This is a genomic window from Chitinophaga niabensis (assembly GCF_900129465.1).
GTDB classification, from domain to species: Bacteria; Bacteroidota; Bacteroidia; order Chitinophagales; family Chitinophagaceae; genus Chitinophaga; species Chitinophaga niabensis.
Genome location: NZ_FSRA01000001.1, coordinates 2,977,406 through 2,991,492, shown reverse-complemented (window position 1 = coordinate 2,991,492; position 14,087 = coordinate 2,977,406). Strand labels below are relative to the sequence as shown.

At 46.4% G+C, this 14,087-nt stretch carries 15 protein-coding genes; 10 read left to right on the top strand and 5 right to left on the bottom strand.

The features are described 5' to 3' along the window. Positions 1-2 precede the first annotated feature (2 nt). Genes BUR42_RS11670 through BUR42_RS11660 form a run of 3 tightly spaced genes read left to right on the top strand, consistent with a single transcriptional unit; the run spans position 3 to position 3,913 of the window. On the top strand, positions 3-1,610 hold the full coding sequence (locus tag BUR42_RS11670; protein WP_074239381.1) for a RagB/SusD family nutrient uptake outer membrane protein: 1,608 nt from the start codon (positions 3-5) through the stop codon (positions 1,608-1,610). A gap of 23 nt (positions 1,611-1,633) precedes the next feature. After that, complete coding sequence (locus BUR42_RS11665; RefSeq protein ID WP_074239380.1) at positions 1,634-2,764, top strand: SusE domain-containing protein; 1,131 nt, start codon at positions 1,634-1,636, stop codon at positions 2,762-2,764. A 6-nt stretch (positions 2,765-2,770) separates the two neighbouring features. Continuing rightward, positions 2,771-3,913 carry a glycoside hydrolase family 76 protein gene (locus BUR42_RS11660; protein ID WP_074240564.1) on the top strand — a complete coding sequence of 381 codons (1,143 nt, stop codon included), beginning with the start codon at positions 2,771-2,773 and terminating at the stop codon, positions 3,911-3,913. Between the two features lie 211 nt (positions 3,914-4,124). Here BUR42_RS11660 and BUR42_RS11655 read toward each other — a convergent pair whose 3' ends face one another. Next, positions 4,125-5,825, bottom strand: a complete 1,701-nt coding sequence (locus tag BUR42_RS11655) for a GMC oxidoreductase (RefSeq protein ID WP_074239379.1) — start codon at positions 5,823-5,825, stop codon at positions 4,125-4,127. A 30-nt stretch (positions 5,826-5,855) separates the two neighbouring features. Next, positions 5,856-6,563: a DNA alkylation repair protein gene (locus BUR42_RS11650; protein WP_074239378.1), complete on the bottom strand. Its 708-nt coding sequence runs from the start codon at positions 6,561-6,563 to the stop codon at positions 5,856-5,858. Positions 6,564-6,676: 113 nt separating this feature from the next. Here BUR42_RS11650 and BUR42_RS11645 point away from each other — a divergent pair, with 113 nt between their 5' ends. The 4 genes from BUR42_RS11645 to BUR42_RS11630 are packed head-to-tail and all read left to right on the top strand — an operon-like array spanning position 6,677 to position 9,260. Beyond that, positions 6,677-7,021 carry a DUF1801 domain-containing protein gene (locus BUR42_RS11645; RefSeq protein ID WP_074240563.1) on the top strand — a complete coding sequence of 115 codons (345 nt, stop codon included), beginning with the start codon at positions 6,677-6,679 and terminating at the stop codon, positions 7,019-7,021. Beyond that, the gene (locus BUR42_RS11640) at positions 7,022-7,357 is read left to right on the top strand and encodes an iron chaperone (protein ID WP_074239377.1); all 336 of its coding nucleotides are present in this window, start codon (positions 7,022-7,024) and stop codon (positions 7,355-7,357) included. It abuts the gene before it with no gap. A gap of 50 nt (positions 7,358-7,407) precedes the next feature. Then, positions 7,408-8,658 (top strand): hypothetical protein, encoded by a 1,251-nt coding sequence (locus BUR42_RS11635; protein WP_074240562.1) that lies wholly within the window; start codon positions 7,408-7,410, stop codon positions 8,656-8,658. 8 nt (positions 8,659-8,666) lie between these two features. After that, the gene (locus tag BUR42_RS11630) at positions 8,667-9,260 is read left to right on the top strand and encodes a DUF1349 domain-containing protein (RefSeq protein WP_234979660.1); all 594 of its coding nucleotides are present in this window, start codon (positions 8,667-8,669) and stop codon (positions 9,258-9,260) included. 27 nt (positions 9,261-9,287) lie between these two features. Here BUR42_RS11630 and BUR42_RS11625 read toward each other — a convergent pair whose 3' ends face one another. After that, on the bottom strand, positions 9,288-10,229 hold the full coding sequence (locus BUR42_RS11625; RefSeq protein WP_074239375.1) for an NADP-dependent oxidoreductase: 942 nt from the start codon (positions 10,227-10,229) through the stop codon (positions 9,288-9,290). Between the two features lie 83 nt (positions 10,230-10,312). On the opposite strand from BUR42_RS11625, the gene BUR42_RS11620 reads away from it, so the two are divergent. Continuing rightward, positions 10,313-11,161, top strand: a complete 849-nt coding sequence (locus tag BUR42_RS11620; RefSeq protein ID WP_074239374.1) for an AraC family transcriptional regulator — start codon at positions 10,313-10,315, stop codon at positions 11,159-11,161. A gap of 108 nt (positions 11,162-11,269) precedes the next feature. Here BUR42_RS11620 and BUR42_RS11615 read toward each other — a convergent pair whose 3' ends face one another. Continuing rightward, positions 11,270-11,821: a GrpB family protein gene (locus tag BUR42_RS11615; protein WP_074239373.1), complete on the bottom strand. Its 552-nt coding sequence runs from the start codon at positions 11,819-11,821 to the stop codon at positions 11,270-11,272. Beyond that, on the bottom strand, positions 11,811-12,620 hold the full coding sequence (locus tag BUR42_RS11610; RefSeq protein ID WP_074240561.1) for a GNAT family N-acetyltransferase: 810 nt from the start codon (positions 12,618-12,620) through the stop codon (positions 11,811-11,813). Before BUR42_RS11610 ends, BUR42_RS11615 begins: the two co-directional genes overlap by 11 nt. A 166-nt stretch (positions 12,621-12,786) precedes the next feature. On the opposite strand from BUR42_RS11610, the gene BUR42_RS11605 reads away from it, so the two are divergent. Continuing rightward, positions 12,787-13,575: an AraC family transcriptional regulator gene (locus tag BUR42_RS11605; protein ID WP_074240560.1), complete on the top strand. Its 789-nt coding sequence runs from the start codon at positions 12,787-12,789 to the stop codon at positions 13,573-13,575. Positions 13,576-13,640: 65 nt separating this feature from the next. Continuing rightward, positions 13,641-14,081, top strand: a complete 441-nt coding sequence (locus BUR42_RS11600; protein ID WP_200798250.1) for a VOC family protein — start codon at positions 13,641-13,643, stop codon at positions 14,079-14,081. Positions 14,082-14,087 lie beyond the last annotated feature (6 nt).

Below are 14,087 nucleotides of genomic sequence, written 5' to 3'. Positions count from 1 at the left end.
TTATGAAAAGATCATTGCTAATAATATTATGCATCACTGCATTGTTCAGCTGCCGGAAACTAGAGCAGCCGAACACGCGTGAGTTCACGGAAGCCGCTTACTGGCGGGATGCCCAGGATGCACTGGATGCGCTGGCCAGTTGTTATGAGAACATGTCCAACGACTTTTACTACTTCGGCAACGAAGCATTGAGTGATAACGGATATGTGGCCGGTGGGGGATTCAATGGTGTATCCCTGGTGGCCGGAGGCAGTTACGATCCTGCCAATGCAAGGGTAAGGAGTGAATGGAGTTACCGCTACGCCTGCATCCGTAAATGCAACCTGGTGATATTGAATATCGACAAGGTGCCGTCTATGGATGAAACACTCAAGAAACGCATCATTTCCGAAGCCCGTTTCATCCGTGCTTATTCTTATTTTGAAATGACCACCTGGTTTGGTGATGTGCCTTTCTTCACCAACCTGATCTCTATTGATGAATCCAAAACCATTGCCCGGACCCCTAAGGCTACGATCATTGCGTTCATCTTAAAAGAACTTTCTGAACTGCGGAACGACCTGCCCACCAATGTGCAATATGCGGAAAAGGACAGGGGCCGTATCACCAAAGGTGCCGCCATTGCCTTAAGTGCAAAAGTGAGACTGTATAACGGAGAATGGGAAGAAGTGAAGAAAGAATGTGAACTGTTGATCAATTCCACCGCAAATGGTACTTACACACTGGTAGACAATTACGCCAACCTGTTCAAAGTATCCGGCGAATTCAACAACGAAGTGATCCTGGACCTGCAATATGGTGGTGGCAGAACCTTCAGCACACAAAGAAGCTTCCTCCCGCAAACGGTGGCCCTGCTGAGAAGTACGCTGGTACCTACGCAGGACCTGGTGGATGATTACATCATGCTGAACGGGAAAGGCATTAAAGAAGCCGGTTCCGGTTACAATGAGAATGATCCTTACACTAACAGAGACCCACGCTTCAATCTCACCATCCTGCATCATGGTTCTACCATTACGGATTTTGAGAACAAGGTGCAAACCATCCTTACACTGCCTGGTTCCAATCCTTCTACCAACAGTGTGGATGATCAGGGAGCTTCGCCTACGGGGTATTACTTCCAGAAACATTATGATGTAACGGCGCCTAATTACAACTCAGGCCTGAACCTCCCGATGATCCGCTTTGCAGATGTATTACTGATGTATGCAGAAGCCGTGAACGAACTTGGCGGACTTGATGCTGCCATCTGGAATAAAACGGTCCGTGCCATCCGCATACGTGCTAAGTTCACAGATGCCGGCGCTACGGAATTCCCCGGGGGTACCAAAGATCAGCTGCGGCCAATAATAAGAAGGGAAAGGAGAGCAGAGCTGGTCTTTGAAGGGATCCGCGCATTTGATATCCGCCGCTGGAAGATTGCAGAAGCTGTGTTGAATGTACCGGTAAGAGGTATTAAAGTAAGCTCCGGAGCGTTTAATAAAGACCCTAACGGATATATTATTGTTGAAAACAGGCGCTTCGAAAATCCTAAACATTACCTATGGCCGGTGCCCACTTTTGAGCGCGACCAGAACAAAAATCTTGGTCAGAATCCGGGATGGCAATAATCACTCAACCTTAAATCACTGTTATGAAAAGATACATCATTGCTTTACTTACTTTAGCCGCCTTCCTGCCAGGCTGTAAGAAGGACGATTATAAACTGAACACTAACCTCAAGCCGGTGGAAAAGCTCAGTGCCCCGGTCAACAATAAATTCACCAAACTGCAACCTGCTACCAGCGCTGCACTCAGCTTTGAATGGGAGCAGGCCAGGGCGGAAGATGGTTCCCTGGTATTGTATGAAGTAGTGTTCGATAAAGAGAATGGCGATTTCTCTAACCCCATTGCCAAGATAGCTTCAGATGGTGGGGGTATTCAGAATAAACTCACCCTCTCTCATAAAGATCTGAACAGCATGGCCGGAAAAGCGGGGATTGCTGCATTGGCTACCGGTAAACTGAAATGGTCTGTGAATGCTTCCAAAGGGTATAACATTCAGCCGGCCAAAGAAAGCAGGATCATTGAACTGGAAAGGCCGAATGGTTTTGCAGAAATACCGGTAGATGTATTCCTTACCGGTGCTGCTACAGAAGGTGGCGCAACATTAGCGAACGCTATGAAGATGAAGGCGGTAACTGCTGGTGTATTTGAGATCTATACTTCATTAAAGGACGGTAAATACCAATTCGTAGACAGAAAAACAGGTACGCCTAATACCTTCTACCTGCAAGGGGAATTACTGAAAGAGAACGGAGAAAGCACGCAGGCTGGTGGTACCAAAGTATACCGCATCCGTTTGGATTTCAACAATGCAGCTGCCACGGTTACGGAGATTACGGGCATGGGGCTTTGGTTTGCACCGGATAACAAGATCATGTACGACCTTACTTATGCAGGCAACAGTACCTGGAGCTTCCAGAATAAACTGATCACTTTCAAACAGGAGTCCTGGGGCCGTGATGAACGTTACAAGTTCAGGATCAATGTGAAGAATGCCGCAGGTGTGGCAGGAGAGGAGTGGGTAGGTAGCTCCAACGCAGATAATAACCGCCCAACTGATGCAACACCAGCCGCTTTCTGGGAAATAAGGACCATCACCAACAATGACCAATGGAACTACTGCTATAAATTCAAAGCTGCTGTAGATACAAAGAACTGTGATGTGAATGTCTACTTCCAGGCAGATAAGAATTATACACATGAAGTAATCGTAAAATAAATGACCATGCCTCACTCTTTTCTAAAAATAACCTGTGCGGTACTCCTGTCCCTTTCATCGGCTTCCTGCCTGAAAGAGCCTGTGGATGATGGCCCGGGGCCTGGTGCCGGTAATAAGGCCTATGTATTTAACTGGACGCAGATAGCGGACTCTTCTTACACTTCCCTGATCGGTAATTTTTACAATCAGCCGGGTAAATACTACAATGAGAATAATTCCGGGAAAGCGGATTTTCATTACTGGCGGAATGCACATGCACTGGATGTATTGGTAGATGCTTATGTGCGCAAGAATGATCCGCAAATCAAAACGCGGATGGATGAATTGCTGGATGGCATGAAAGCCAAGAATGGCAATACCTATATCAATCACTTCTATGATGATATGGAATGGATGGCATTGGCCTGCCTGCGGGCTTATGAAGCTACCAGTGATGTGAAGTACAAAACGGTGGCAGAACAGGTGTGGACGGACATCAAAGGAGGATGGGATGATACCTGGGGCGGTGGTTTCTATTGGAACAAAGAACGGAAGAATAAAAATACACCGGCCAATGCGCCGGCCTGCATCATTGCTTCCAGGATGTACCAGGTAACACAGAACCCTGCTGATCTTGAATGGGCTAAGAAGAGTTACCAATGGCAGAAAACTAATCTCGTAGATCCGGTATCCGGGCTTGTATGGGATGGGCTGGATGCGAATGGCACAAACAAAGCCTGGAAGTTCACTTATAACCAGGGTGTTTATATCGGTGCAGGAATTGAGTTGTATAAGATTACGGGAGAAGCGGTGTATATCAATGATGCGCTTAAAACGGCGAATAATTCACTCACGGGTGATTTTACGCAGAGCAATATTATGAAGGATGAAGGCGGGGGAGATGGAGGTTTGTTTAAAGGCATCCTGGTGCGTAATCTTTTATTACTCATCACAGATGGTAACCTGGGTAGTACGGATAAAACCAAGTTCATCAACTTCCTGAAATTGAATGGAGAAACCTTGTGGCTACAGGGTACTTCACGTCCATCCATTATTTATGGCCCCAAATGGACGAGTGTGGTTACTACTACCGATCTGTCCACCCAGTTGAGTGGCGCTATGCTGATAGAGGCGGTGGCGAAGCTGAAAGCGTTGGGGTTGATAGATTAGGGATTATATTGTTTGCAGAGAAAAAATAAACCGGCAGATGTTTTGATCTGCCGGTTTTGTTTTTTTGCTGCATGTGGGCGGAAAGCTTGCCGCGCAAAAGAGGACGGCGGATTTTTTCTTTTTGGGTGAATGTTTTTTTATTGTTTGCTTTCTGCTCTTCCTGCCGCAGGGCAAAGGGCGTTTTTTCTTTTGCTTACAGTCTTTTTAGCTGCTACAAATTCATCTTCTTCAATTCACTCACTGCATGATCCGCTGCCCTGGCTGTTAAGGCCATATATGTCAATGAAGGGTTCTGGCATGCGGAAGAGGTCATACAGGCGCCATCTGTTACGAATACGTTCTTTACGCTGTGTACCTGGTTCCATTCATTTAAGATTGAATCTTTGGGATCGCAGCCCATTCTGGCTGTGCCCATTTCATGAATAGCGCCACCGGGGTAGGAATCCCTGTTGAAGGGCGTTACGTTCTTCAGGCCTGCTGCTTCCAGCATAGCGGCTGCATCCTGGTCCATGTCCCTGCGCATGAGTATTTCGTTTTCTTTGAACTCGCAGTTGAATTCAAGGACGGGCTGGCCCCATGCATCCTGCCGGCCGTGATCCAGGTATACCTGGTTCTCTTCGTAGGGCAGGCATTCACCGAAGCCCATTAAGCCCATTTGCCATGGGCCAGGCTCTGTGAGGTAATCTTTGTAGGCTTCGCCGATCCCTAATTCTGCAATGCCACGTGCCCAGCCTGTACGATTACTATAACCGCTATAGCCAAAGCCCCGGAGATATTTTTGTTTGTCTTCTCCGATGTTGCGGAAACGCGGAATGTAAAAACCGGCAGGGCGGCCGCCGTAATAATATTTATCCTGGAACTCTTCTGAAATGCCGCTGGCGCCTGCATGGAAATGATGGTCCATCAGGTATTTGCCAAGAACCTCACTGTCGTTACCCAAACCTTTGGGGAAACGGTTGGAAGTGGAATTCAGCATAATGAAGGTACTACCCAGCGTGGAGGCATTCAGGAAGATAATGCGTGCATGATATTCTATAACCTCTTTGGTATGTTTATCGATCACTTTTACACCGGTTGCTTTGCCAGCAGCTTCATCATAGATGATGGAATTCACGATGGAATCAGGGCGTAATGTAAGGTTGCCGGTTTTTACGGCAGCAGGTAAGGTGGAGGATTGTGTGCTGAAATAAGCGCCGAAGGGGCATCCTCTTGCACAACGGTCCCTGTACTGGCAGGTGCCTCTTTCCCCGATAGGTTGGGTGAGGTTGGCGGTACGGTACATGGTCATTTTGCGGCCGGGGAATTTCCCTTCGATCCTTCCCTTCACTTCTTTTTCAAAACAATTCATTTCCATAGCGGGTTGGAAGATCCCGTCGGGGAGATGAGGGAGTCCTTCTGCTGTTCCGGCGATGCCTGCAAAGGCTTCTACATAATCGTACCAGGGTGCAATATCCCTGTAACGTATAGGCCAGTCTATACCAATGCCTTCTTTTGCATTGGCTTCAAAATCCATTTCACTCAGCCGGAGAGAACCACGGCCCCACATAATGGAACGGCCGCCTACGATATCGGGGCGCGTCCAGTCGAAACGTTTCTTTTCTGTATAGGGGCTTTCTTCATCCTTCATCCAGTAACTTTCATTGAATTCGCTGTATACACGTTCGCGGATAAGATAAGGGTGGCTGCCTTTCTGTGCAGTGGTGAGCCTGCCACGGTGAGGAACTTCCCAGGGTGCTTTGACAGCGTTGGTGTAATCTTTAATATGCTCTAATTGTCTTCCTCTTTCCAGCATCAATACTTTGAGTCCTTTTTCACAGAGTTCTTTAGCGGCCCATCCTCCACTGATACCTGAGCCTACCACAATTGCATCATAGGTGTTTGCTTCCTTTGCTTTCAGATTTAAGTTTGCCATAGTATTAGAAAAATAGGGAAAATCCTTTACTTAAGTTAGCTTTTTCAGCTCCATATAGTGTTTCTTCTGCTTAACATCCAGGTGTTCAATGGCATAGCGCAACATGGTGCGGGGCATAGTGGCGGCATATTTATCAAGGAATTGGAGTAAGGCTGCTTTATCTCCTTTCCCGGCCTGGCGGAGCCAGCCGCCTGCTGCTTTATGAATGAGGTCTTCTTTATCCTTTACGAGTAGTTCTGCGATAGCAAAGGTATCGTCTCTTTCTTTGTGTTTGAGGAAGTAGGCTGTGCTTACAATGGCGGTGCGGCGTTCCCAGACGTTCCTGGAGCGTGCGAGCTTGTAAAGTATTTTGCGTGGTTTGTCGAAGAGGTATCTGCCTACTACGTAAATAGCGCTTACGTCTACAAGGTCCCAGTTATTGATCCTGTCGTGGCGGCGCATGTAGAGATCATAGAGTTCTTTACGGCGGCTTTCGGGGATCTTGTTGCGGCGGGTGTCTTTATCCATGATGCTGAGAGCGCCGGCCCTTACTTCGTGGATGGGATTATTGAGTAGTTTTTCCAGTTCACTAACCGGCATGTCTATATATTCTTTGGCTAATGCAAAGAGTTTTCCCATGGGCACGCCGATGAATACATCATCTTCATCCGGTTTAAAATAACGTTGGATCTTTTTCTGCTCAGCGGGGGAACTGAGCTTCTTTACGGCAGCGATGAATTGTTCTGCTGTGTTTTTCATGTTATCAAATATACGGGTGAAAATTGACGTATTTATCCCCTGTAATTGTCGCAATTGCCCTATTTCTTTGTTGGAATGACGGGGTATGTTTGTGGTACATTAAACCTATCAATATGAGCCAGGAAGTTACAGACTACATTAAGAAATTGCAGCCTTGGCAGATCAAGGTCTGCGAAACATTGCGGAAAACGGTAAAGAGCATCATCCCGGATGTGGAAGAGCGTTTACAATATGGCAAACCGCATTACCTGAAGAACGGGCATTATGCTGCCGTTATTCATGCAGCAAAGGATAAGGTATCTTTTATGTTGTTCAATGCTACGGAGTTGCCGGAGATCAAAGGGTTCTTTAAATCTATGTCAGGCCCTGAGCGGAAAACGGCTACCATCACAGAAGGGCAGGAGGTAGATTACAAGCAGTTGGGAGACCTTTTGAAGAAAGCATCTAAATCATTATAAATGAAAGCAAAAGATATTGATGCTTATATCGCTGGTTTCCCCAGGGAGGTCCGTGAACCGTTGAAAGAAATAAGGGCTGCCATTAAAATGGCAGCTCCTTCTTTGGAAGAGGCTATCAAATACGATATGCCTACTTTCATGCTGGATGGGAAGAATCTCTTTCACTTTGCGGCATTTAAACATCATATCAGTTTTTTTGGAGCAACCGTTGAAAATGAAGAGCTTGCGCCTTATAAACATGGAAAGGGTACCCTGCAGTTTCCGTTAAACAAGCCTATGCCCTTAGACCTGGTCAGCAGGATCGTTACTGCTAAAATTAATCAACGTAATATTTAGCAGGGCCTGTAAAAATGGTAAGCCGTATCTTGTTCAAAACATCAGGTTCTATGACGTTATTGAACAGGCAAACCACGTTCTTCCTGCTTATCGTCTTTTCCACGTTAGCCAGTTACGCCCAGCGCCCCACAAAAGGCTTTAACGAAAAAGGCATCTCCAAAGAAGTATTGGAACATTACCTGGAACATTCCGTTACCATGGCAGAGTTCCTGGCAGTAGACCCTTATACGGTGGATGCTGCTTATCCCAATAAAGAAGATGATATCCGGCTGATCAGGAACATCGGCGCCAAATTCATCGGACGGGCTATTTACCGCTGGGGAAAGGAAGCCATGTTAACCAACCAGGATTACCTGGACAAGGCAGCAGCGCTGATCAAAAAAGTACAGCAGCAGGACCCCGAAGTTGTTTTCCAGGCGGCTTTATTTGAATGCATCACGCAACAGGTGAATGATATTCCCATTCCGGACTGGGTATTCACTACTTTCGGCGATAAAGTGGAAAAGCGGAATTTCCGGTATGACGATATGCTCAATGCCAATGGCAAATTCGTGGACCATTGGCGGAAGGGGAGCAGTGTGCCGGATATCACTACCAAAGAAACACAGTACTGGTTTATGTTCCTCGCCGGTACTTATATGAATATAGGCTGTGAAGCCCTGCATCTCGGGCAGATTGCATTGATAGGAATGGCAGATCCCAGGCTGGAAGCCTGGGCGGCTTTTCTTGTTAAAGTGCGGGAATATGCTAAAAAACATGCCCGTCATAAATGGGTGTTGCTGGATGCACATACGCCTTCCGGTGGTATGGTGGTGGATGGCAGGAGCCTGCTGGATTTCAACTCTTTCCCTTTACGTATCAAAGAAGTAGTGGATAAACCGCAGGAAGGTGTTCTCCAGGTGGGATACCTGGATGCTTTGTTTGGAAGAAGTAAAGCATGTATCACGCCCAGTGGCTGGGCCTCTCCCTCTTTACCTTTCCTGGTAGAGTTCGATAACTTCGGGATTAGCAGGAATCCCGGTGTGGCGGATACTACTTCTCATTTCATCTGGGGCTATGATGAGGTGAGCTGGTTCTACCTGCAACCGGAAAAGTACCGGCAGGATTGGTTGCGGTATGCTTATCGATGGATCAAAGAACACGACAAAAGTGCGTTCCTGCAAATGCCGGTGAGCCGGATCGTATCATTAGGAAGAGGTAAACCCATGGTGAAGAACCGTGCCAATACACGTTCTGCAAGCATGCCGGATGGTATGAACCTGGAAGAAACGATCAGGGATATATGGTCTAAAAGTAAATAAGGATATCAATGAAACAACTGGTTATTATTGCGTGTGTATTATTTTCAAACGGATTGAAAGCGCAAACAATGAAATGGTTTAATGAGCCTAAAAAATGGACAAATAATTCAGCTTTAGCAGTGACCGTGGATCCCGGTACAGATTACTGGCAGGTGACGCATTATGGCTTTAAGCGGGATAACGGACCGTTCTATTACCAGGAGCAGGAAGGGGATTTTGAAGCCAGTGTGAAGATCACGGGGCAGTATAAAGAACTGTTCCACCAGGCTGGACTGATGATCCGTATCGATGCAAAGAACTGGATCAAAACAGGGATCGAGTATGTGGATGGTGTGCAGAATGTGAGCGCGGTGGTAACGAGGGAGGTATCTGATTGGTCTGTAGTGCCAAGGCACGATAGTCCCAAAAGCATGTGGTTGAAACTATTGCGCAAAGGGGATTATGTGCAGATCGAATATTCTTTTGACAATAAAGATTTTAAAATGCTGCGGCTGGCTTATTTTCCACCGAAGGTGAAAGTGCAGATAGGGCCTGTGGCTGCAGCTCCCGGGAAGGAAAAGTTTGATGTGGTGTTTGAGGATTTTAAAGTGATAAAAAAGTAAAGCGGGCTTAAAGCCCGCTTTACTTTTTTATGGTCTGACAATAACTTTCCCAACAGTTCTCCCTGTCTCCACCTGCTGATGCGCTTTCACTATCTCCGTAAAAGGGAACACCTGGGATACATGAGACTTAACTATCCCTTTTTCCAACAACTCCGCCAGGCTGGCCATATCCTTTCCGTTGGAAGATACCATAAAGTGATAGCCGTTAATTCCTTTGGCTTCAGACTTTTCTTTCAATCCTTCTACTGCTCCTGTAGGTAAAGTGATCAACTGGCCACCGGGTTTTATCACTTCCAGGGAGCGTTCTATCATATCCCCACCAAATGCATCCAGTACAAGATCAAGGCCACCAGTCACTTCTTCAAAGCGCTGGCTTTTATAATCGATGTGTACATCCGCGCCCAGTCCTAATATAAATTCTTTATTGGCAGCAGAAGAAGTACCTGTTACATGTGCCCCGAGATATTTGGCTATCTGTACAGCATAATGGCCCACACCACCAGCTGCTGCATGCACTAAGATCTTATCGCCGGATTTGATCTTTGCGTGTGTTACTAATGCCTGCCAGGCTGTGAGTGCTGCCAGGGTAGCGGCCGCAGCTTCTTCATGACTGATATTACCCGGTTTCAAAGTAAGATGTGCTGCCGGTGAGACTACATATTCCGCATAAGCTTTACCATGCCCGGGAAAATTAACCATCCCAAAAACGGCATCCCCTTCTTTGAAATCAGTAACGTTTGCGCCTACTGCCGTTACGATACCTGAAATATCCCAGCCCAGTATAATGGGGTTTTCGTCTTTTAACCTGCCCATCAACGCTTTACCATTCCTTGTTTTGATATCAACAGGATTGATGCTGAAGGCTTTAACCTGTACTACAACCTCTCCATCCTGCGCAACACGCTGGGGGAGTTCTGTAACCCGGAGCTGTTCTGTGCCCCCGGGTCCGTTTAATGTGATAGCTTTCATTGTTTCTGTTTGTATGGCAAATTTATACCTGATATTTGGATGTTTACTGGTAGATATTTTCCATATTTAGGTATATTTGCTCCATGAAACGGGAAAATCTGCACGAACCATTTTCTATTGAGGTGATTGAAACGCTGGATGTATGTCCCAAATCCGGGCATACGCATAACTTCTTTGAACTGGTGTACATCCTTTCGGGGACAGGTACCCAGTGTATCAATAACAATACCTCCCGGTATCACGAAGGGCATATGTTCCTGATCACGCCGGAAGACTGTCATTCCTTCCAGATTGAAACCACTACTTCCTTCTTCTTTTTACGGTTTTCCAATATCTATCTTCAGTCGAACAGTATTCATACAGATAATGTTCAAAGGCTGGAATTTATCCTGCAGAATGCCAACCATCAACCCGGCTGTATCCTGAAGAACCAGGTGGATAAAAGCCTGGTGCATCCTTTAATAGAGGCGGTGATCAGGGAATATGTGAACAGGGATTGTTATAACCGGGAACTGATCCAGCACCTGGTGAATACGCTGATCGTAGTAGTGGCCCGCAATATTTCCAAATACATGCCACAGCAGGTGGGTGAACAAACAGATGAAAAGGCATTGGACATCCTTTCCTATATTCAAAACAATATCTATTACCCGGAGAAGATCAGGACCGAAGTGATCAGTAAGGAATTTGGTGTGTCTGAATCTTACCTGGGGCGGTATTTTAAACGGCAGACGAACGAAACCATGCAGCAATACGTTAGCAGCTACCGGATGAAAATGATAGAACACCGGCTGCTGCACAGCGATATGCGTATGGGGGAGATCGTTACGGAGTTTGGTTTTACGGATGAAAGCCACCTGAATAAGTTCTTCAGGAAGAACAAAGGCATCAGCCCTACCGTTTTCCGGAAATCGAGCCGTATGCCCGTTTAAGTACCTGCTGATGATAATAGAACATGTTGTCTGGCCGGGGTCGGGGTACTGCCTTACTGCCGATTTCATTAACTGACAGGTACTGTCTGCCAGTGATCAGGCATGGATTTATTTCCTGGCTTTATTCTGCGCGGTAATTTCCTGCAAATTATCAGGATCGATACCAGTTTCTTCAAGTATGCTGGTGATAAAAGCCGTTTTATTTTCTACGTATAGATCAATGTTATCCGGATACTTTTGGGCCAGTTGTTTTTTTAACTCGCCATAAGCTGTTGCCTTCTCAGGATGGGAGCGGAGATAGTTGCGTAAGAGCAGGTGGTTCTTCAGGCTGATGCTATCCGCCAGGCAAACATATAAATGATGGGCGGGTTGCGATGGCCCTGAAAATGCTTCTCTTCCGGGAATACCTCTGTCTCCTTCGTGTGTGTACCCCAGTGTTTTTAAGATGGCTGTAATTTCTTCGAAGCGGCTTTTATCATTAATAATGATATCTATATCAATAACAGGTTTAGCGGCAAGGCCGGGTACGGCAGTACTGCCAACATGTTCAATGCGGTCGATCAGGTGTTCCAGGTGTTGGTTAAATTTGGCCTGTAGGTGTAAGAAGGTTAATGGCCATTGATCTGAGTAGGCTTCGACCTTAATTGTTTTACTTATCATCGGAGATCCTTTTAAAGCGGATCATCCCAAAGGTCGGAATAAAATCAAATTGCTGATAAAAAGAAGCGAGGTCTTCTCCGGAGATAAGGGTGACCATGATATCGTCATCCACCAGGTCTATCAGTGTTTTCATCATGGCGGTGCCAATGCGTTTGCCCTGCCAGTCGGGATGTACCATTACGTCCTTTACATAATAGAAAGTTACTTTATCTCCGAGTAACAGGGCGCATCCCACAGCTTCTCCGGTATCGCCGTTTACCGCTACTACAGAATGTATTACAGGGTCGAGCATGGCTGCGATCTTGTCCAATCTATCCCTTTCAGGATCTGCCCATCCCACTGAGATGGCTAAACGCCTGAACTCTTCCGGAGTGGGTGTTCTTTTCAGGACCTGGATGTAGGAAGGTAAACTGCTCTGACTTTTTTGCCGGATGGTGATGGTTTGCCCGCCAAAATCAATGTAATAACCGTTAAGGTCGCGAACGGTGTAACCAGCCATGCCCCAGGGTTTATTTTCGAGGGGTGCAACGATGTCGGCTCCCTTTTCCTTGTGGAAATCGTATAGGGTTTCCAGTTGCCTTACCCGGACGAAGATGGCATTGCCCCTGGAAGTGGCTGCCAGTGAAGGATCGTGAGAGAACTGTACCTGGGCGCCATGCCAGGAAACAGCACCATGTGTAGGTGGGTCTCCCCACATCCATTTATCGGGGAAGCCAAAGACCTCCTGCCAATATTTAATGGTTTCCTCTACACTGTGTACAGTTAGTACTGGTTCTACGTGAACAATTGTTGGTGTCATAGAGTTCATAGAGTTGGGCCACCAGCGGGGATTTCAGCATATTTCTGAATGTGATCGAGAGCCATCAACACCATTACCTGACCACTTATCCTTGCCTGTGGCGGTTTATAGGGAGGATAAGTTAGTGAAATTTTATCAGATTATTATAAATAAGTACCTTGAAATATTGAAAAGGACGCCTAACATACGATCGCTCTATCTGCCTGTACAGCCCGGTCCTGAACATCCGGCTGAAGGGGTAGGATACCAGGAGATCCTTCCTGATGTAAGGTTACAGGACTATATCTACTGTTATTGGCAGCTTAAAACCAGGTATCCATTAACATCTCCTTTCCATTACCGGGTTATCGCAGACGGCTGTATGGATGTTTATTTTGAGCTGGAAGAGCCGGATAAAAGTTATGTGATGGGCTTTACAAATTCCTTTGTAGAGTTTGAGTTGGCAAAGACTTTCAACTATGTTGGGGTACGGTTCTTTCCCAGTATGTTCCCACAGTTGTATAAGATCAGCGCGGCCGGGCTAAGCAACCGGGCAGAGTGTTTGGAGAATGTGTTGCCGGCAGTGGCAAAATTCCTGGCGGATTCCTTTTCTGCCGATCTATCTCCGGAAAACCTGAAAGCCTTACTGGATGAGCATTTTCTGCGTCACGTTTCAAATATCCGTATTGATGCAGATAGCCGTTTGTATGAATCCATTGAGCGCATACTGCAGAACGGGGGGACGATGAGCGTGGAGAAAGAGTTGCCACAGGGCATCAGTGTCCGGCAGTTGAGGCGTTTATTTGAGTTCTATATAGGGGATACACCCAAGGAGTTTTCCAGGGTGGTACGATTCCAGAAAACGCTGCAGGCGCCGGAAGATTACCTGAACGCAGGGTATTACGACCAGGCCCATTTTATCAAAGAGTTCAAACATCTCTATGGCCTTACACCCGGCAAGGCCCTTCTGAAGTAAGTTGTCCGTTTTTTACAATGTTCCTGTTTAACCCCGGGATAACTTTGCTGTATAAATCGGAACACATGAAACGTTTACTTTTAATGCTTGCTTTCTCTTTATTCATCACTAATCTTTATGCACAAATGAAACTCAATGCAGGGATCGTAACGTCTAAGATCACGGAAAGTAAAAAGTTCTATACGGAAGTGCTGGGCTTCGGTGTAACCTTTGAAAACGACTTCTACTTATTACTCCATACGCCCAATAAGCAGGCAGAGATCAGTTTCCTGCTGCCGGAGCATGCTTCCCAGCAACCCCTGTTCCGGGCCCCCTTTGCCGGTAAAGGTGTTTACCTGACCATAGAGGTGGATAACGTGAACGAGGTGTACGAAAAAATGAAGGCCAAAAAGGTGGACATTAAAATAGCGATCAGGGATGAACCCTGGGGCGACCGTCACTTTGCCATACAGGACCCCAACGGGGTAGGCATAGATATCGTTACCTACAAAGCGGTACCTTTATAAAAAAAG

Coding starts and splice junctions, on each gene's coding strand:
- BUR42_RS11670 (WP_074239381.1), top strand. CDS start 3: ATGAAAAGATCATTGCTAATAATATTATGCATCACTGCATTGTTCAGC.
- BUR42_RS11665 (WP_074239380.1), top strand. CDS start 1,634: ATGAAAAGATACATCATTGCTTTACTTACTTTAGCCGCCTTCCTGCCA.
- BUR42_RS11660 (WP_074240564.1), top strand. CDS start 2,771: ATGCCTCACTCTTTTCTAAAAATAACCTGTGCGGTACTCCTGTCCCTT.
- BUR42_RS11655 (WP_074239379.1), bottom strand. CDS start 5,825: ATGGCAAACTTAAATCTGAAAGCAAAGGAAGCAAACACCTATGATGCA.
- BUR42_RS11650 (WP_074239378.1), bottom strand. CDS start 6,563: ATGAAAAACACAGCAGAACAATTCATCGCTGCCGTAAAGAAGCTCAGT.
- BUR42_RS11645 (WP_074240563.1), top strand. CDS start 6,677: ATGAGCCAGGAAGTTACAGACTACATTAAGAAATTGCAGCCTTGGCAG.
- BUR42_RS11640 (WP_074239377.1), top strand. CDS start 7,022: ATGAAAGCAAAAGATATTGATGCTTATATCGCTGGTTTCCCCAGGGAG.
- BUR42_RS11635 (WP_074240562.1), top strand. CDS start 7,408: ATGACGTTATTGAACAGGCAAACCACGTTCTTCCTGCTTATCGTCTTT.
- BUR42_RS11630 (WP_234979660.1), top strand. CDS start 8,667: ATGAAACAACTGGTTATTATTGCGTGTGTATTATTTTCAAACGGATTG.
- BUR42_RS11625 (WP_074239375.1), bottom strand. CDS start 10,229: ATGAAAGCTATCACATTAAACGGACCCGGGGGCACAGAACAGCTCCGG.
- BUR42_RS11620 (WP_074239374.1), top strand. CDS start 10,313: ATGAAACGGGAAAATCTGCACGAACCATTTTCTATTGAGGTGATTGAA.
- BUR42_RS11615 (WP_074239373.1), bottom strand. CDS start 11,821: ATGATAAGTAAAACAATTAAGGTCGAAGCCTACTCAGATCAATGGCCA.
- BUR42_RS11610 (WP_074240561.1), bottom strand. CDS start 12,620: ATGACACCAACAATTGTTCACGTAGAACCAGTACTAACTGTACACAGT.
- BUR42_RS11600 (WP_200798250.1), top strand. CDS start 13,641: ATGAAACGTTTACTTTTAATGCTTGCTTTCTCTTTATTCATCACTAAT.